Genomic DNA, 17,717 nt, shown 5'->3' with positions numbered 1-17,717 from the left:
ATTAATCCCGCCTGGACGTCACGCATCACGAGGAAAGCCGATATGAGCAACTATCCCGACGTAAACCTTTACATCAACGGATCATGGCGGCCCGCAGAAGAGGAGCGTTGGATCCCGGTGACCGATCCATCCAGTGGGCAGGAAATTGGTCGCGTCGCCAATGCCTCGCAAAATGATTTGGACGATGCGCTGGCCGCGGCCGACGAGGGGTTCAAGATTTGGAGCCGGACTTCACCGTTCGAGCGCGCCAAGCTCATGCGTCGCGCCGCGGACCTGCTGCGCCAGCAAGTGGACGAGATTTCACATTGGATGACCCTGGAGCAGGGCAAACCCCTGGCACAGTCGCGGCTTGAAACATTGGCCGGGGCAGACATCATCGACTGGTTTGCGGGCGAGGCCCAACGTACCTATGGCCAGGTCATCCCGGCGCGCGCGAGCGACGTGCTGCAGATAACAATCAAGCTGCCCGTCGGGCCCGTGGCAGCGTTCACGCCCTGGAACTTTCCTATCAACCAGATTGTTCGCAAACTTTCGGCCGCAGTGGCTGCAGGGTGCTCCATCATCATCAAGGCGCCCGTGGAGACACCTGCAAGCCCGGCGGGTCTCGTTCGTGCCTTTGCAGACGCCGGCTTTCCTGCTGGCGTCGTCAACCTCGTGAACGGACGCTCACCCGAGATCTCGCGCTATCTGATACCCCATCCTGTCATTCGCAAGATAAGCTTCACCGGGTCGACTCCAGTTGGCAAGGAGCTAGCAGCGCTTGCTGGACTGCACATGAAGCGCGCCACCATGGAGCTTGGCGGTCACGCTCCGGTTGTGGTGGCGGCCGATGCCGATCTTGACCTCGCTGTTTCCACGATGGTGCCGTTCAAGTTCAGGAATGCTGGGCAGGTATGCGTTTCCCCCACCCGGTTTCTCGTCCACGAGACGCTGGCTGAAGAGTTCACCCAGCGTTTCACCGCCGCCACAAAATCGATCAAGACTGGAAACGGCTTTGAAAGCACAACGGAGATGGGTCCGCTGATCAACGAGAAGCGTGTCGCAACGATAGACGGGCTGGTGGCCGACGCGGTCAAGAAGGGCGCCAAATTGATGACGGGTGGCAGGCGGATCGGGAACCAGGGCTGTTTCTACGAACCAACGGTCATTTCAGATGTGCCGGTCTCCGCGCAGATCATGAACGAAGAACCGTTCGGCCCGGTGGCAATAATCAATCGCTTTTCGACGATCGACGAAGCCATCGCGGAGAGCAACCGCCTTCCTTTCGGATTGGCGGCATATGCCTTTACCCGAGATACCGCACTGGCGACGCGTCTGGGCAACGAAATTCAATCTGGCATGACCGCAATCAATCACCTCGGCCTTGCTCTTCCCGAAGTGCCGTTCGGCGGTGTCAGGGATTCGGGTTACGGTACGGAAGGCGGGTCGGAAGCGATCGAGGCCTATCTGGAAACGCGCTTCATCAGCCGCAAAGGATAACTGCGGGAACATTATGGAAATTAATTCCATTTTCGGTTGAACGGCCGGCTCGGAAGTGGCAGAGCTAGAGACGGCTGGCCTATCGCACTTCCGGCGGTTGGCGAGCCTTGACCACGCGCAGCCGAATAGAAGCGATCGGGAGAAGCCAGATGACCGTCCCTGAAAGACCACAGATGAATGGCGCGCAAAGTCTCGTCCACACGCTGGTTGCGGGTGGAATCGATACCTGCTTCGCCAACCCTGGAACCAGCGAGATGCACTTTGTCGCAGCGCTCGACCAGATTCCCGGGATTCGCTGCGTTCTCGGCCTGCAGGAAAATATCGTAACCGGGATGGCGGACGGCTTTTATCGGATAGCTGACCGCCCGGCGACCAGCCTGCTGCATTGTGGACCGGGTCTCGCGAACGGCCTGGCCAATCTGCACAATGCTCGGCGTGCTCGCAGCGGCATTGTTAATATCATCGGCGATCAAGCGACATGGCACCGTCCCTTTGACGCACCACTAACGACCGATACCGAAGGCCTGGCTCGGTTCAGTTCAGACTGGGTGAGGACGACGACCCGTTCGGCCGACGTCGGCCGCGACGCAGCCTGTGCCCTGCAAGTCGCCCGCCGCGCGGGTGGTGGCGTCGCTACGCTAATTCTCCCCTCGGACGCATCGTGGGACCAAGGTGGCGTAGCGGCTTCAACGCTGCCAGATCTCGCCCCAACCGCGTCTGATCCACATGCCATCGGCACTGCGGCCCGAATATTGCGCGAGCATGGCGAAACGACGCTGATCCTGCTTGGCGGCCGAGCCATGCTGGTCGAGGCGCAAGAAGCCAGCTGGCGGCTTGTGCAGGCCACCGGAGCCGAAATGATGGGAGAATACGTCTGCGCGCGCATGTCGCGGGGACGTGGTCGTGTTCCGCTCAATCGAGTCCCCTACGCCCAGGCGTCGGCGCAAAAGGCATTGTGGCGGTACAGTCACATCATTCTGGTAGGCGCCCGCCCGCCTGTGGGCTTCTTCGGTTATCCGGGACAGCCATCGATCCATCACAACCCAGAAACACTTTTCCACGTCTTGTCGCGGCCCGATCAGGATCCTGCCACCGCCCTTACCGACCTAGCGGAAACCCTGAAAGCCCCAAAAGCCGCGATCCCGGACACGGGCCCGCGCCCCGACCCGATCGTTGGCGCACCAACTCCCGAAGGCCTTGCCCGCACCTTGGCCGCGATCATGCCCGAGAATGCTATCGTTTCCGACGAAAGCGTCTCCTTCGGTCGCGGATTCTACGAGCATACGTTTGCAGCGCCACAGCATGACTGGCTGCATTTGACGGGAGGGGCAATTGGCGACGGCCTGCCTGTCGCGACAGGCGCCGCGATCGGCGCGGGAGGCCGACGGCGTGTTATCGGTCTGCAAGCGGACGGTTCGGCGATGTACTCATTGCAGTCGTTGTGGACGCAAGCACGCGAGCGTCTTCCGGTGACTACTGTTATACTTTCAAATCGCAAATACAAAATATTGATCGATGAATACGCGGGAGTTGGCGCAAGCCCTGGTCCGACGGCGATGAGCATGCTGGATTTGACGAACCCGGAACTCGATTGGGTGAAAATCGCCAACGGCATGGGTGTCGAGGCAGCCTGGACCGACACGCTGGAAGGCTGCGCCGACCTGATGAGACAAAGCTTCGCGAGCCAAGCTCCCTTTCTGATCGAACTAGCAATCTGACCTGTAGCCAAGCGGAGGATGCTATGTGGCCAAACGGGACCCGAACACTTTCCGTAGCGCGCGATGGTTCTTGCCCGACGATATGCGAACTTTGAGCCATCGCGCTCGCGACGGCAAGCCCGTGACTGCCATCCTGAACACATGGATCGAGCTAAACCCGTGTCGTAGCCATTTCAAAATGCAGGTGGACGTCAAGCGAGGACTCCTACAGGCGGGTGGTTTTCCGTTGGAGTTGCCTGCAATGGCGCTTGGCGAGGTGTTCTTGAAACCTCGACCATGCTCTTCGCAACGTGCCCGAATGCAGGCTGAAGAATCATGGGTGGCTGCGCCAAAACAGTCCCGGGTTACTGATGGCAGCATTTGCTTAGTTCGATGAGATGCGGGAGCTTTGCCGCGATCTCGGCCATCTTACCCTTGAGCGCGTCGCTAAATGCTTGGAAGGCCACAGTCCCCAGCGGCACTTCGATGCTGCCGCTGATTATTGATTCGTCTAGCAGGCGGACGGACTGAGGCGAATAACTTGAGCACATGAACCAGAAGCTCTTCGTCTTTCTGGAAGAGCTTATGCCATAATACATCTCTGAGAGTTAAGCATCCGGCAAGGTTCCGTTACAAGGGCCTCGCGACAGGCCCGCCTCCCCTGCGAACTGCTGGCCGCGCGACACCACTTGGTGCGATATGTGGCTCAGCATGGTGAAAAGGCTACAGATACCTGGCGCGGATAGAAACCTTGACAGAGTCGAGCAGCACCGCCGCCAGAACAAGAGCGCCCTGGATCATTTGCGTGTACTGCGGCGGCATGCCGAGCAGATTGATTGCTGTTCGGATGGAACTCAGCAGCAGGACACCGGCAAAGACGCCCGACAAACGCCCAACCCCTCCCTTGAGGCTGACGCCGCCAATGACAACCGCGGCGAAGGCCTCGAACAGCATGCCGATGCCGAGATTTGCAGTGGCCCCGGCGGACCGAGCAGCAAGCAGCCAACCGGCAAAGGCAGCAAGCATCCCGCAGATCACAAAACTCCAAACGGCAATGCGCCCCGTGTTGATGCCTGCCCGGAACGGCGCTACCGCATTGCCGCCGTAGAGATACACATATCTGCCGAACGGTGTTTTGGAGAGAATGAAGGTAAAGACCAGGAAGATGCCGATGGTGATCCAGGCCAGGGCGGGAATTCCGAGCAAATGAGCCGTTGCGATCAGACGCAGTTCCGCCGGCATTCCGAAGATTCCCCTGCCGCCGCTGAACGCAACGACCGATCCGCGAAGAAAGATGTAGGTGGCCAAAGTCGCAATGAATGCGTTGATCCCGAATTTGAGCACGATCATGGAATTGAAGAGGCCAATACACGCGCCAAGCACGAGCGCCATCACAAGCGTTGCGGGAACGACGAGCCAGGGCAGACCAAAGAAACCTTCAGTTCCGGACGCGGCGCCTATCGCTGCTGTTAGCATGGCGGAAAGCGCCATGGTGGATTCGATGGATAGATCCATTTGTCCTGCGATGATGGCGATCGACAGACCGACGGCCAATATGCCAACGAAGGTGGATTGCTCCAAAATATTGAGGAAAATGCCCGTCTGTGCATATCCTGGAATCAACAGACAGAACGCCGCCAACAGGGCGAGCAAGATCAGCCACACGGCGTGCTGCAGGACGACCTCGAGTAAACGATGGTTGCGCACCCTTGGCGGGAATGCCTCCAGTGTCTTGGCAGTGTCCATTTTATTCCTCTGATCTTCGTATGGGCGCAACCCGGTGGCCCCGGTCGAGGGCCACCGGCAGTCGCAGTCACTTCACCGGTTCGACTTTTTGCGGCGGCAACTTCAGATTTGCCCAATGGAGCGGATCGTCGACATTTTCTTTGGTTACCAAGGCGCCCGGTATTTTCAGGTTCGGACCCCATGCCTCGTCCGTTAGCACAGACTTGAGCCCCAAGACTTCGTATTCGCCCGCCGTGAGCGGCTCGCCCCGGATGATCTTGTCGAGGAACATGGCTACACCATAGGCCTGTGCGAACATCGGCGCTCCCACGGCAACCTGCTGCCATCCGGCGCGTATCTGAGCCAGGCCGCCGATGTCGCCGTCGGCGTCGAGCATCAGGATGTCGCCTGGCTTCTTGCCGGCCGCCTGCAATACGGCAACGACCGCCGAAGCCAGGTATCCCGAGTGATAGAAGATGAGATCGACATCAGGATTTGTCTGCAGGTAGTCTTGCGCGATGTTGGCAGCGTTGGTCGGCTCCCACTGCATGGCCGCCTTGGTTTCGATCTTCACATCGGGATAGGCAGCCATGATCTCGTCGAAGGCACCCTTGACGCTGACCGAATAGGAATCCCCGGGATCGCCGGTGATTTGCAGTACCTTGCCTTTCACCGCCCCTTTGCGCTCTGTCAGCAGGCGAATGGTCTGCTTGGCGGCGTCATGGCCAATCTCGATCGTGCCAGCGACGGAGGTGAGCGCGAGTTTGGCGGAGGTAATGGGCCGGTCGAACGCAATGACCGGGATACCCGCCGCCTGTGCGCGCTCGACGCCGGGAACCACTGCGTCGAAGTCCACGGCGGCAATCACCATGGCTTTCGGCTTTAGATTGATGACGTTGTCAATCTGGTTCAGTTGTACGTCAGATTTATTTGTGGCATCGAGCGTCGTCACCTTGTAACCGATCTGGTCAAGGAAATGCGCCATCACCTTGGCTGACTCTGGATAGAAGGGGCCTCCCGAGTCAGGGATAAGATAGTATATCTCGCCCTTGTCCTGAGCTGTGGCGAATACTGGTGCAAGTATCAAAAATAATACCGACATTAGTATAGACACGGTGGATTTCAGCATGTTCACTCCTCCCGGTTAATATTGTCAGTTATGGGAACTTGCTTTAGGCTTTGTCCCGGTTATGATCCGGACGATTTCCTCAGGCGAGGTATCGACGGTGTTCACGTCGCCCACGACCGATCCCTGCCGCATGACCACCATGCGGTCCGCGATTTCGAATGCATGAGACATGTTGTGGGTGACGATGATGACTGCGATGCCCTTGCTACGGACATCGCGGATTGTGTCGAGGCTGCGCCGAACCTGTTCGACGCCAAGGGCGGCGAACGGCTCATCAAGAACGACAAGCTTGCCGCCCCAATGGACAAAACGGTTGAGTTCGATGGCCTGTCGCTGACCACCGGATAGGTGTTCCGCATTCATCTTGACCGAGGGAATCCGCGTGCCGGCCTGCCGGAGGACACTCTCGGTGACCTGACGCATCTCCGCTTCCTGAAGGATCGGAATACCGAGGACACGGCGGACGATTTCACGACCCATGAAGAAGTTCGCGACAACGTCGACGTTCATGCAGATGGAAAGGTCTTGATAGACCGTTTCAATGCCGAGTTGCTTCGCGTCCTGCGGGGAATTCAGGTGCCTATCCGCACCATCGAACAGGTAGCGACCGCTTGTCGGCTGCAAGCCACCCGAAATAATCTTCACCAAGGTGGATTTGCCGGCGCCATTGTCGCCCAGCAGCGCAACGACCTCTCCCCTGCGCACGGAAAGATCAACGTGCTCGATGGCGGTTACAGCCCCAAAGGTCTTCGAAATTCCCTGAAGCCGCAACAATTCTCGATCCATGGGCCAATCTCGTTGTCTGCGTTTTGCAAGATGATATATCATCTTTAAGTTTTGGCCCATTGGCAAGAGAAAAATCGCCTCCATTCTTTGCGCTGAGCCTTAAAGCGGTCCTTGCCAACTCAATCCCCGACCACTCGACGGCTACTCGGCCTGCTGCTGCTATGCTGCGGATTCGGGCCGAAGGGCGTCGACATAAGGGAGTCTCGGCTCTTCGAGCCGGACTTTACAACAAACGAGGTGCCGATTGCCCCACAGAGCACATGATATATCACGTTAGCGTTTCGGACCGACCATATCGATGACGTCCACGACACGATCCTCAGCGCAGGCACTTGAGGCCAGACTGCCGGAACTATCGGGTTCGTGGAAATGAGGCGATCCTAACTTAAAACCGCGTCGGAAAGCCGGCAGCAGGCCAGATTTCGACCCAGTCGTGCACAGCTCATCGAAGCGTTGGGAACGGAACAGGGCATAATCACGGCGTCACCGGATTGCCGTGATTTCGTCTGGACACGGCCTGTCGATTGTAAGGAGAGCTAGGCCCTGTTGTTCCCCGCCAGGGCCTTCGGAGAGGTGCTCTTCTTCAGCGCGCGGCAGCTCGCACGGCTTCTTCAGCCACGGCTTTGACCGCGGCCCAATCCGAGGCTTCAATCAATTGTTTAGGCGCCATGTACATGCCGCCCGCGGCAAAGACGTTCGGCTGGCTAAGAACCTCGCTAATTGTTTCGTTTGAGATTCCGCCCGTCGGGCAAAAGCTGACATCGGGGAACAAGGGGGCGAGGTGCTGAAGCCATCGCAAGCCGCCGTTGAGATCCGATGGGAAGCATTTTAGCTCGGAGTAGCCATGCTCCCGCGCCACAAGCACCTCAGTCGGGGTTGTAGCGCCCGGCAAGAACGGGAGCCCGACCTCATCTGCGGCGTTGGCAAGTGAGGGCGAAAACGCAGGGCTGACAAAAAAGCGCGCTCCTGCATCACGCGCCGCTGCAAATTGCTCCGGCCGCGTCAATGTCCCTGCTCCTACGACGGCTTCCTTCGCGCGCGCCGCCATCGTTTCGATGACCGCGAGCGCACATGGGCTTCTGAGCGTCACCTCGATGGTCTTGATGCCCGCCTCTTCGAGAGCGTCGAGGAGGGGCACGGCATGACTTAGCTGTTCGACATGGAGAATGGCGATCAGCCGCGACGTCTTGCTTAGCAGCTCATCGAAAAGTCGTGGCGATGAGAGTGAATTTTTGGGCGACAGGGCTTTCATCAGGGAGTCCTTGAGTTTGTCACCGGAGCGCTTCGGCACGCCGGCGAAGCGAAGATAGAGTCGAAAACCTTAGGCTGCGGCGGCGCAGACATTGTCCTTGAAACGGAAGGTGTAATAGTGGACGTAGCGCTCGCGGCACTTCTCCAGTATCTCGCTTTCGGACATGCCTGCTGCAAATCGATCCAGAGCCATTGGCGACAGATCGAGTTCGGTGCGGCCATTGACGATAAGTTCCGCCAGCTGCTCGCCCAGAGCTGGCGCAATCGACAGACCGCCGACATTGCAGCCACCCAGAACGTATAGACCTTTTGCACCGGGCGCCTCGCCCAGGATATGATGACCGTCGGTGGTCATCGTGGGAAGACCGCCTCGATGCTCCTGAAGCTTGAGGTCTTGCTGGAAGATCGGCAACTGGTCCTTAACCGTTTCGGTGAGCCGCTTCAGAACTGAGAGATCGAGCTCCAGATCCTCAATCCGAAACGATGGCGACATCTGCGAGACATCGACCGGTTTAGGGTCCTTCTCGTAGCCGCCGAACATGAGCCCACCTTTATCGGGCCGCACATAGACATTGGCATCGATGATGCGCGTGATCGGTTGAGTTGTCTCCACCCCCTCGATCGGAGCGGTGATCATCAGCTGGTGGCGCATGGCAACAACCGGTAACTTGCTGCCGGCAAAGGATGCTACCAGCCTCAACCAACCACCGGCGGCATCGACAATGGTTTTCGCAGCAAAATCGCCTCGATTGGTAACGACACGGCTGACGGCACCGTTCTCCACGACGATCTCAAACACATGGGTGTGAGGAAGGAGCACTGCCCCCAACCTCTTCGCGCCGTTGGCATACCCTCGGGGGACTTGCACCGGCTCAAGAAAAATGTCTTGGCGCATATAGGCAACGGCTACGATGCCCTTCGTCGCCAGAAATGGGTTCAGTTCATGCGCTTGATCCGGCGAGATCATATCGACGTCGAGGCCGAGAGTCTTGGCGCGGGCAAGTCGCTCCTGCAGCATCTCAGCATGTTCCGGAAACCGGGCCACTGACATGCTCCCAGGCTGGAAATATTCAATTTCCTCGCCAGTCTCCTCGGCAAAGCGCCTTATCTTGTTGATAGCGCGCATTGCGAGCTTCGTCATCACTTCGGTCTGTCGAACCTGCCCGCTCAAACCAGCGGCGCGGGCGGATGTCTGGGACGCGATTTCTGCCCGGTCCAGCAGCGCTACGCTTTTCCCCGCCTTCGCGAGATGAAATGCCGTACTGGCGCCCAGGGCTCCTGATCCGATGACAATTGCGTCAAATTTTTCCATGACTGAGCATCCTTTCTTCCACTGGGCGTATGCTGAGGCGAGCCTCAAGGATGCGAACAAGATAAGATAAAGGGAGGGCCATCAGCAGGTACATGAGTCCGACCGCAACATAGATTTGCAGCGGCATAAAATACTCGCTTGTGAGATCGCGAGCTTGCAGCATCATTTCGGGAGCTGAAATCAACGAAGCGACGGACGTATCCTTCAGCAAGGAGATGCTAAAATTTCCCATCGGAGGAAGAACGACCCTGAAAGCTTGCGGCAAAACAACGTGCCGCAGGACCTGGACGGGACGCATTCCAATCATTTGTGCAGCCTCGCGCTGCCCGGGGTCGATAGCCTGAATGCCTGAGCGATAGATTTCGGACACGTAGGCGGCGCCGTTCAGCCCCAGCCCGAGAATCGCCGCGTCAATAGCGTGCAGGGTCAGCCCGAATGATGGCAGCCCGAAGTAGATGACGAACAGCAAAGTCAGGGACGGCATGCCTCTGATGATCTCGACATAAGTCTGTGCGACTAAGCGCAAATAGGAATAGCGTGAGAGCCTAGCCAAAGCGATTGGCAGCGCGAGCACGGCCGCAAGCAGAAAAGACAGTCCCATCAGTCGCAGTGTCCAAAGGACACCACGCATCAACTGCGGCATCCATTCGACGACAAGCGAGACAAATGCCATCACACGCTCCTCCCTTGGCTGAAGCGCCGTTCGAGACGCTGTGCAAAGCGCGACAATGGGAAGCTCATGGCGATGTAGACAGCGGCCACCAGGAAATAGATAGGTCCACTGAGATAGGTCCGCGTCACGAGATTGCGCGCATAGAAGCTCAATTCAGGTGCGGCCACGGCAGATGCTAGTGAGGTGTCCTTGAGAAGTCCAACCGCGAAATTCGCCAAAGGCGGCAAGACCACACGCATCGCCTGCGGCAGAACCACGTAACGCAAGGCCTTCATCCGCGTCATTCCGACCATGAATGCGGCCTCTAGCTGGCCGGAGTGAACCGACTGCAGGCCCGCGCGGAAAACCTCTGTCAGATATGCTCCGCCGTTGAGACCGAAGCCGACGATAGCGACCGGGATCGGATTTAACTTGATCCCGATCTGGGCTAATCCGAAATACAAAACGAACAGTTGAGTTAGGACGGGAACACCTCTGAATACCTCGATATAGATCCGGATGATTATCTTCGGCAGGCGAGCGGGGAAGGTCTGAATAAGCCCCAGGACCAGTCCGATAGCGACCGCGAGCATGAAGGAGCCGATCGTTATATGTATCGTTGTAACCGCTCCCCAGAGCAGAATTCCCAGGAATTCGGGAAAAAGCGGTAGTGCGCGAGCCCACTCATTCATGAGGAGGTTCCAGCCCGCAGCGCTGTCGACCGAGGTTCGCGGTTCGGGCGCAGAAGCGCTAGCGTGCGCGGATGCGCCGGTGAGGACACCAGCATGTCGGGTGCGCCCTGATCGACGATGACGCCGTGATCCATGACGACGATGCGGTCGGCCACTTCCTCGGCAAAGGACATCTCGTGGGTGACGATCAGCATTGTCATGCCTTCTTCGGCGAGCTGGCGAATGACGTGCAGCACTTCGCCGACGAGTTCCGGGTCGAGCGCCGAGGTGGCCTCATCGAACAGCATCAGCTTCGGCTTCATCGCAAGAGATCGTGCGATGGCGACCCGTTGCTGCTGCCCACCCGAAAGATGGTCCGGATAAGCGTTGGCCTTATGGGGAAGACCAACCTTCTGGAGTAGATCACGGGCGATGGGCTCAACATCCTCGCGCTTCCGGCGAAGCACTTTGAGTGGACCAAGCATGATGTTTTCTAGTGCGGTCAGATGCGGGAAAAGGTTGAAGCGCTGGAACACCATGCCGATACCGGTGCGGATCTGGGCGATTTCCTTGTCGGACATCGGCACCTTGCGTGCGCCGACGACCTTCTCTCCGATGGACTTGCCGTCAATGGTGATCAGTCCATTTGTCGGCTTTTCGAGATAGGCAATGCATCGCAGCAGCGTGGTTTTTCCCGAACCACTCGAACCGATGATCGCGACCTTCTCGCTTGGGGCGATAGACAGATCAACTCCGTCTATCGCCTTGAAGCTCCCGAACGATTTGTGAAGATCCTTTACCACGACGAGCGGCAGATCGATTTTTGGAGCCGGGTCGGCGTCTCGCTGATCTTTGGCCGATCGATCTGCCACCGCGATCACCCGAAGAAGCTCGAGAAATCTTTCGGCGCATGCGCCCAGGGACCTAGGACGGTGCCCTTTTCGTCGCGATCGATGCCGATGCGAGGGTTGCGTTCGGGCGGGACCAAAAAGTCAGGGTTGTTCAGTCCGTACTTCGCCAGAAACTCCTTGTTCCCGCCGGTCTTCCACAGCCAGGCGATACCGGCATTAAGCGCGTCGAACAGGTCGGTATTCTCTGGGTTCATTCCCATCAAGGTCAATTGCTTAACGCCAAGAATCTTGAACTGTGGGTAAGAGGTAGTTGGAATTACCTTCAGATCCCAATCGGGGTTTTGCTGAATCATGTAGCTGATTGTCGGAGTATCAAGGAACCCGAAATCCAAGCGGCCGGCGCGAATGTCGCGCACGCAAGCGTCGGTGGTGTCGTAGAGCCTCACTTCCGCGGCGCCCGGCACCTGCTTCAATTCCGGAACGATCGTGAATCCTTGGACAGTCCCAAGGGTTCGATCCTTCATGTCCTCAAGTGTGAGCCGGTCGCCAACGGGCATGTCCTTGCGCATGAGCGTGAACTTCGGCGTGTAGTAGATCGGATCGGTAAGAAGCATTACTTCCGCGCGCTTCTGCGTCCAACCCATATTTCCCAACATAACGTCAGCTCGGCCACCGCGGACCGATTCAATCGTAGCCGACCAATCCATCAAAGCGGGCTGTGCCGTTAGGCCGAGTTTCTCGGCGATCTTTGAAATCATTTCGCCATCGGTCCCAATTATCTTGCCATCTTTGACGCTGGTCATTGGCATGTCGCCGTTCATCGCGATGGTCAACGCGCCTGGCACCACTGTTTTTACCTCTGCAGTCGCCGCGAACGCTGCGGGCAGCAAATTGGTCGCGGCGGTGACGGCGGTCGCCGCAGCGCCAACTAAAATGGATCGGCGGGTGAGGTGATGATGAAGACAGGCGTGTTCTGGCATTTTTGATGTCATCGCTGTTTCCCCTTCAAGCCGGTGCAATCCTGAGAGGCGAGGCCCGGCGCCCTCGCACGAAGCTCGGCCCTCAGCTCAAGGGCCGGGTTCAAAAGATCACTCCGCTATTCTCGCGGCGGCGAACACTCCTCCAGTATGATATATCCAGCTCTCAGGCGGAGTTTGGACGGCACCGGTCGAAGACCTGACAGATGTATATCTGCCGCAAGATTCGTAGTTTGCAAGTGAAAAATGCCTGCCAGCGGCATTTTTTGCGACCGGCTAATAAAAAACTGCTCACGCGCACCCGCCCTGGCCGGCTTCAGGAATCATAGGCCTGACAAATGAATCGGGATAGCAGACACCAATTTTCGCGTACTTTACCATATGATATATCCAACTCCTTGTTGGTCGAGAAGCCCCGATGGCCGTTTCAGGCTGACAACCGAGGTTGTTCGAAAATCAGCGCGTGCGTCGCCGGGCCCCTACTACCGGCGCTGTTCGTCATGGAAGGCGCCACGTGCGTCCTCCGTTCAACCGGTCCGCGCTCCTCAACCGCGATAGCGCGTCAGCTGCAGCGCTATCACCGTCGAGCCGATGGTGAGCAAGAGGATCAGCGTGCCTATGGCGTTGACCGTTGGCGTCAGGCCCGTGCGAACCATACCCCACACCAAGGTCGGCAGAGTGTTGCCGGTACCGATGGTGAAGAAGGTGATGATGAAATCGTCGATCGACAGCGCCATGGCGATGAGCGCGGCACCGATCACCACCGGACGGATGATCGGCAGCGTCACCGTGAAGAAGGCCCGTAGCGGGCTGGCGCCGAGGTCGCGCGCGCTTTCCACCACGCGTGGGTCGAAATTGACCAGGCGCGCATGTACGATCAGGGTGACGAAAGGCTGCGCGAAGAGCACGTGGCTCAAGATGACGGTCGGCAGGCCGAGCTTAAGGTCGATGCTGACATAGAAGGACAACAATGCGACGCCGAGCACCAGTGGCGGCAGCATGACGGGCAGCGTCAGCAGGGCCATAATGATCGAGGCACGGCGGGCTGGCATCGCCGCCAGCCCCATGGCCGCCAGCGTGCCGACGATCGCCGAGATGACCGCGACGCAGGAGCCGACGATCAGGCTGTTGGCGAAGGACGGCCAGAACTGCCGGGTCACCACCATCTCCTGCCACCAGTGGACCGAAAGCCCCTCGATCGGGAAGTTGGTCAGCGAGCGCGACGTGAAGGAGAAGAAGACGAGGAGCACGATCGGCGAAAGCAGGAAGACGATGAACGCGACCGCCACAATGCCCCACACGATGTTCGAACGCACGTTCATTGGCGGCTCCACAGCGCTATGAGCAGGCGGAAGAGGTAGACCACCGCTACAGCCGCAAGCAGCATCACGATCGACATTGCCGCGCCCAGCGGCCAGTTGAACTGAGCGCCGAACTGCGGCACGATCAGATTGCCGATCATCGTCAGTTTGCCGCCGACCAGAAGCGGCGTGACATAGTCACCGGCGACCATCAGGAAGACGAAGCTGAAGCCCGCGACGATGCCGCTCTGGCAGCGCGGTACGATGACCGTCGAGAGGATCGGCCAGCGGCCGGCGCCGAGGTCACGCGCAGCCTCCACCTCGCTGTCGGAAATGCCGCGCATCGACGCGTAGATGGGCAGCACCGCGAAGGGCAAGGTGAAATGCATCAGCGCGAGGACCACGGCCTGCGGACTGTAGAGCAGCGAGGTTATCGGCGAGGAGATGACCCCCATCGCCATCAGCGCGCTGTTGAGCACGCCCTCGTTGCCGAGGATCGTCTTCCAGGCATAGATCTTCATCAGATAGCCGCCGAACAACGTGATCAACACTATGAAGAGCAGTGCCTGCGCCCATTCGCCGGCGCGGAAGCGGGCGAGGAAGGAGAAGGCGAAAGCCAGTATTGTGGTGAGCAGCGCCGTTGCCAAGGCGATCACGACAGTGAATGTCATCACATCCCAGTAATTGGCGAAGACATCGCGGTAGTTCGCAATCGTTGGCTTGGCGCTCAGCGCGAAATATTCAACCTGCCAGAAGCTGAGACTGACGAAGTACGCCATCGGCGCGATAAACAGCACGCAGAACACCAGCGCCGAGGGCGCGATCAGCCAATAAGTGGATATGTTTTTCATCTGCCCGCATATCAAGAGGTATGGGAGCCCTGGCCAAGGCCGGGACTCCCCGGCAACGTTACGCGGTCTTGAAGCGCTCGTAGGCCTTCATCCACTCGCTGAAGGTAGCGAAATCGCCTTCCCGCTCGAGCGGCGGCATGCCGAAGAAGCCCGCCTTCTTGCCGTAGTTGGCTACGTCGTCATATGGGTACAGAGAGCGGATGTTCGCCGGCAGCGCCGCGGCGGCATCGACGTTGACGATCGCCTGGAAAGCGACGTTGGCGAGGCGCGTCTGGCCCTCAACGCTGATGGCCCGATTGCACAGCTCATAGGCGGCGTCGAGGTTAGGCGCGTCCTTGGCGATGCAGTAATTGTCGAGCCAGGCGTTGGTGCGCTCGACCGGATAATTGTATTTCACCACCTTGCCCTTGTCGCCGCAGAACTTCACCATCGTCTCCCAACCATTAAATGTGATGGTGACGTCGCCGCGTGCGATTGCGTCGGACAGGTCGCCATAGCTCGCCGCGACGACGCGCGACTGCTTCTTCACCTCGATCAGAAAGTCGATGGATCGCTCGAGTTGCGCCGCGTTGATCTTGGCCGGCGTCTGGGAGCCGGTCGTGACAAGGGAGCCGATCATCATATTGCCGAGCGGGTCGTCCAACATGCCGACCTTGCCGGCGAACTCCGGTTTCAGCAGATCCTTCCACGAGGCCGGTGGCGTCGGGATGGCCGCCGGGTCATAGACCATCGGAGCGCCGCCCCAGGTGAACGGCACGCCATAAAGCTTGCCGTTCACGTTGAGGTTGGGATCCTTAAGAAAGATCGGCATCACCTTTTCGAGGTTCGGTAAGCGCGAGACGTCAATCTCCTGGATAAGGTCGAGCTTCGCCAAAAGCGGAATGTAGCCCATGTAGGGCGTGACGATGTCGATCTGGCCAATGCCGCCGCCCTTGAGCTTGGCGACGATTTCGTCATTGTTTCCGATATAGGTCGTGTTGAGCGTGATGCCCTTCGATTTGAGAAAGTCGTCAAAGGCCAGCGGGTCGTCGTATCCCTGCCAACCGAGGAAGGTGACGGTCGACTCGGCGCGAGCGCGCGTGGCCGGCAGTCCGACTGCACCGGCCGCCGCGGTCGCGGCGAGGACACGGTTGAAGTCGCGTCGCGTCAGCCTGGAGGCCGACAGATTTGAATAATCGCTTCCCATTTTGCTTATCCTGCCTTGTTGTTGTGTGGTATTCCCTCGTCCCGGCTCGGCCTAGGCTCTGACGACGCGTTGCTGCTGCAGCGGCCAGCCGAGCCTCACACGTTCACCCGCTGCCGGCCGCGGCATGACCGCCGCGTCGAGGTGAACGATCACGTTCTGCCCGTCGGGCATCCCGACCGAGCATTTGATATGGTCGCCGAGATAGAGGACGTCGCTGACGGTACCTGTGATCTCGACCTCCAGTGTTTCGTCAGGCCCGAGCAGCCTCACTGCTTTTGGCCGTACCACGACGGTAACGGACCCATCCGGCCCGGCATCGGTGAAGGTCGGTCCGGCCGCGAGCGTTACCACCCCACTCTTGCGTTCGCCGGCGAGCAGATTCGCCTCGCCGATGAACGTCGCGACAAAACGGGTCGCCGGAGCGGCATAGATGCTTTCGGCGTTGCCTTCCTGATCGATGCGGCCGGCATTCATCACGGCAATGCGGTTGGCGAGCGACAGTGCCTCGCCCTGATCATGTGTGACGAAGACGAAAGTGCCGCCGAACTCCTGGTGCAGGCGACGCAGTTCGTCCTGCATAGCGTGACGCAGTTTGAGGTCGAGCGCAGCGAGCGGTTCGTCGAGGAGCAGCACCTTCGGCCGAAGGATCAGCGCACGCGCCAACGCCACGCGCTGCTGCTGCCCGCCAGACAGGGCCGTCACGGAACGGTCGGCGAAATCGGTAAGCCTGGAATGACTCAGCGCTTCCGAGACACGGTCGTCAATCTCGCCTTTCGGCTTTTTTTGCAGGCGCAGACCATAGCCGACATTCTGGCGCACGGTCATGTGCGGAAACAGCCCATAACCTTGGAAGACGGTGTTGGTCGGCCGCTGCTCCGGGCCGATACGGGTCACGTCGCGGCCGTCGATCTCGACAGTGCCGGTCGTCGGCGAGACGAAACCGCCAATAATACGCAGCAAGGTCGTCTTGCCGCATCCCGACGGCCCGAGGATGGCGACGAAATCGCGCGGGTATATATCCAGATCGAGCGGCTCGACGGCAGCGACCGCGCCGTAGTTTTTCGAGATGCCGCGCAGCCTGAGAAGCGCAGGCGATCCGGCCGCCGGCGAGGACGGGGGTTCTGTTTGGACCCGGAGCATCATTTCGTCTTTCGCCCTCCAGTTGCGGAGGCGAGCCGCTTGCGCGATCTCGACGCCAGGAAACGGATGGAAAAATCGACGTTCTCGATGGCAGCCACAGCGCCCAAGTTCCCTTCTTTAAGACGCAACAAATCCGGAGCCATGCTGTCTCATTATGTGCATTTGGAAGATCGTATATCTTTCCTCACATTCAAATTTGTTGCAACAGAAAAACGTTCGTCCGCCCCTCCTTTGGCGCAAATTCGTTATGAACTCCGTGTTCGAGCCGTGGCCAGATTGAGCAACCTCGGGTCGTCAAAATCAGGATGGGACTCGGCATGTGGCTGATTGACACCAATTTTGCCTCATGCAACACACGATATATCATCCCGCGCCGAACGCGGTGCCGGAAGGTCGAATGTCCGGCACCACGAAACGCCCGAGGACCGGAAACGAATTAACTATCGCCGGACCAGGGCGCGCCCCTGCCCGCCCCGCGCCCCCCGGAAAGCCCCAGAAGGACCTTGATATGAAAGCTGTCGTCTTCGAACAGTTCGGCCAGGCGCCGACGATCCAGACCGTCGCCGATCCGAAGCCGACGCCCGAAGGTGTCGTCATCAAGGTCGAGGCGACGGGCCTTTGCCGCAGCGACTGGCATGGCTGGATGGGCCATGATGAGGGCATCACGCTGCCGCATGTGCCGGGCCATGAGCTGGCCGGCATCGTCGTC

General features: G+C 58.9%; 17 protein-coding genes. 4 read left to right on the top strand and 13 right to left on the bottom strand.

All coding sequences use genetic code 11. From position 1 onward, the window contains the following. The first annotated feature begins 42 nt into the window (after positions 1-42). A complete protein-coding gene (locus AC1DXM_RS26525; RefSeq protein ID WP_477237724.1) occupies positions 43-1,479 on the top strand; it encodes an NAD-dependent succinate-semialdehyde dehydrogenase in 1,437 nt (478 codons plus the stop codon). A gap of 149 nt (positions 1,480-1,628) precedes the next feature. Next, positions 1,629-3,197, top strand: a complete 1,569-nt coding sequence (locus AC1DXM_RS26520; protein ID WP_477237722.1) for an acetolactate synthase large subunit — start codon at positions 1,629-1,631, stop codon at positions 3,195-3,197. Positions 3,198-3,899: 702 nt separating this feature from the next. On the opposite strand, the gene AC1DXM_RS26515 is transcribed toward AC1DXM_RS26520, so the two are convergent. The 13 genes from AC1DXM_RS26515 to AC1DXM_RS26455 form a co-directional block, all read right to left on the bottom strand. Then, positions 3,900-4,922: an ABC transporter permease gene (locus tag AC1DXM_RS26515; RefSeq protein WP_477237720.1), complete on the bottom strand. Its 1,023-nt coding sequence runs from the start codon at positions 4,920-4,922 to the stop codon at positions 3,900-3,902. 67 nt (positions 4,923-4,989) lie between these two features. Further along, on the bottom strand, positions 4,990-6,030 hold the full coding sequence (locus AC1DXM_RS26510; RefSeq protein WP_477237718.1) for a sugar ABC transporter substrate-binding protein: 1,041 nt from the start codon (positions 6,028-6,030) through the stop codon (positions 4,990-4,992). A gap of 24 nt (positions 6,031-6,054) precedes the next feature. Beyond that, the gene (locus AC1DXM_RS26505; RefSeq protein ID WP_436260274.1) at positions 6,055-6,816 is read right to left on the bottom strand and encodes an ATP-binding cassette domain-containing protein; all 762 of its coding nucleotides are present in this window, start codon (positions 6,814-6,816) and stop codon (positions 6,055-6,057) included. Positions 6,817-7,399: 583 nt separating this feature from the next. Then, on the bottom strand, positions 7,400-8,068 hold the full coding sequence (gene eda / locus AC1DXM_RS26500; RefSeq protein WP_477237716.1) for a bifunctional 4-hydroxy-2-oxoglutarate aldolase/2-dehydro-3-deoxy-phosphogluconate aldolase: 669 nt from the start codon (positions 8,066-8,068) through the stop codon (positions 7,400-7,402). Between the two features lie 69 nt (positions 8,069-8,137). Next, complete coding sequence (locus AC1DXM_RS26495) at positions 8,138-9,379, bottom strand: NAD(P)/FAD-dependent oxidoreductase (protein ID WP_477237714.1); 1,242 nt, start codon at positions 9,377-9,379, stop codon at positions 8,138-8,140. Further along, positions 9,366-10,052, bottom strand: coding sequence for an amino acid ABC transporter permease (locus AC1DXM_RS26490; RefSeq protein ID WP_477237712.1), 687 nt, complete (start codon positions 10,050-10,052; stop codon positions 9,366-9,368). Before AC1DXM_RS26490 ends, AC1DXM_RS26495 begins: the two co-directional genes overlap by 14 nt. After that, the gene (locus AC1DXM_RS26485) at positions 10,052-10,723 is read right to left on the bottom strand and encodes an amino acid ABC transporter permease (RefSeq protein ID WP_477237710.1); all 672 of its coding nucleotides are present in this window, start codon (positions 10,721-10,723) and stop codon (positions 10,052-10,054) included. The genes AC1DXM_RS26490 and AC1DXM_RS26485 overlap by 1 nt, the downstream gene beginning before the upstream one ends. Further along, positions 10,720-11,523 (bottom strand): amino acid ABC transporter ATP-binding protein, encoded by an 804-nt coding sequence (locus AC1DXM_RS26480; RefSeq protein ID WP_477237960.1) that lies wholly within the window; start codon positions 11,521-11,523, stop codon positions 10,720-10,722. Before AC1DXM_RS26480 ends, AC1DXM_RS26485 begins: the two co-directional genes overlap by 4 nt. Before the next feature lie 56 nt (positions 11,524-11,579). Then, positions 11,580-12,545 (bottom strand): substrate-binding periplasmic protein, encoded by a 966-nt coding sequence (locus AC1DXM_RS26475; RefSeq protein ID WP_477237708.1) that lies wholly within the window; start codon positions 12,543-12,545, stop codon positions 11,580-11,582. A 530-nt stretch (positions 12,546-13,075) separates the two neighbouring features. Then, positions 13,076-13,852 (bottom strand): ABC transporter permease, encoded by a 777-nt coding sequence (locus tag AC1DXM_RS26470; protein WP_477237706.1) that lies wholly within the window; start codon positions 13,850-13,852, stop codon positions 13,076-13,078. After that, positions 13,849-14,682 carry an ABC transporter permease gene (locus AC1DXM_RS26465; RefSeq protein WP_477237704.1) on the bottom strand — a complete coding sequence of 278 codons (834 nt, stop codon included), beginning with the start codon at positions 14,680-14,682 and terminating at the stop codon, positions 13,849-13,851. The genes AC1DXM_RS26470 and AC1DXM_RS26465 overlap by 4 nt, the downstream gene beginning before the upstream one ends. A 58-nt stretch (positions 14,683-14,740) precedes the next feature. Continuing rightward, positions 14,741-15,868: an ABC transporter substrate-binding protein gene (locus tag AC1DXM_RS26460; protein WP_477237702.1), complete on the bottom strand. Its 1,128-nt coding sequence runs from the start codon at positions 15,866-15,868 to the stop codon at positions 14,741-14,743. A 51-nt stretch (positions 15,869-15,919) separates the two neighbouring features. Further along, entirely contained in the window at positions 15,920-17,011 is a 1,092-nt protein-coding gene (locus tag AC1DXM_RS26455; protein WP_477237700.1) for an ABC transporter ATP-binding protein, read from the bottom strand. A gap of 36 nt (positions 17,012-17,047) precedes the next feature. Here AC1DXM_RS26455 and AC1DXM_RS26450 point away from each other — a divergent pair, with 36 nt between their 5' ends. Together AC1DXM_RS26450 and AC1DXM_RS26445 are read left to right on the top strand one after the other, a co-directional pair. After that, positions 17,048-17,335 carry a hypothetical protein gene (locus AC1DXM_RS26450; protein WP_477237698.1) on the top strand — a complete coding sequence of 96 codons (288 nt, stop codon included), beginning with the start codon at positions 17,048-17,050 and terminating at the stop codon, positions 17,333-17,335. A 181-nt stretch (positions 17,336-17,516) separates the two neighbouring features. Further along, positions 17,517-17,717, top strand: a 201-nt coding sequence (locus AC1DXM_RS26445) for an alcohol dehydrogenase catalytic domain-containing protein (protein WP_477237696.1), incomplete at its 3' end; no start/stop codon positions are given.

It is taken from the genome of Mesorhizobium sp. P3_A2, assembly GCF_056403115.1.
The sequence above is the reverse complement of the archived record's forward strand: the minus strand, read 5'-3'. Positions and strand labels throughout refer to the sequence as shown.

Coding starts and splice junctions, on each gene's coding strand:
- AC1DXM_RS26505 (WP_436260274.1), bottom strand. CDS start 6,816: ATGGATCGAGAATTGTTGCGGCTTCAGGGAATTTCGAAGACCTTTGGG.
- AC1DXM_RS26515 (WP_477237720.1), bottom strand. CDS start 4,922: ATGGACACTGCCAAGACACTGGAGGCATTCCCGCCAAGGGTGCGCAAC.
- AC1DXM_RS26490 (WP_477237712.1), bottom strand. CDS start 10,052: ATGGCATTTGTCTCGCTTGTCGTCGAATGGATGCCGCAGTTGATGCGT.
- AC1DXM_RS26470 (WP_477237706.1), bottom strand. CDS start 13,852: ATGAACGTGCGTTCGAACATCGTGTGGGGCATTGTGGCGGTCGCGTTC.
- AC1DXM_RS26485 (WP_477237710.1), bottom strand. CDS start 10,723: ATGAATGAGTGGGCTCGCGCACTACCGCTTTTTCCCGAATTCCTGGGA.
- AC1DXM_RS26460 (WP_477237702.1), bottom strand. CDS start 15,868: ATGGGAAGCGATTATTCAAATCTGTCGGCCTCCAGGCTGACGCGACGC.
- AC1DXM_RS26520 (WP_477237722.1), top strand. CDS start 1,629: ATGACCGTCCCTGAAAGACCACAGATGAATGGCGCGCAAAGTCTCGTC.
- AC1DXM_RS26510 (WP_477237718.1), bottom strand. CDS start 6,030: ATGCTGAAATCCACCGTGTCTATACTAATGTCGGTATTATTTTTGATA.
- AC1DXM_RS26475 (WP_477237708.1), bottom strand. CDS start 12,545: ATGACATCAAAAATGCCAGAACACGCCTGTCTTCATCATCACCTCACC.
- AC1DXM_RS26525 (WP_477237724.1), top strand. CDS start 43: ATGAGCAACTATCCCGACGTAAACCTTTACATCAACGGATCATGGCGG.
- eda (WP_477237716.1), bottom strand. CDS start 8,068: ATGAAAGCCCTGTCGCCCAAAAATTCACTCTCATCGCCACGACTTTTC.
- AC1DXM_RS26495 (WP_477237714.1), bottom strand. CDS start 9,379: ATGGAAAAATTTGACGCAATTGTCATCGGATCAGGAGCCCTGGGCGCC.
- AC1DXM_RS26465 (WP_477237704.1), bottom strand. CDS start 14,682: ATGAAAAACATATCCACTTATTGGCTGATCGCGCCCTCGGCGCTGGTG.
- AC1DXM_RS26455 (WP_477237700.1), bottom strand. CDS start 17,011: ATGATGCTCCGGGTCCAAACAGAACCCCCGTCCTCGCCGGCGGCCGGA.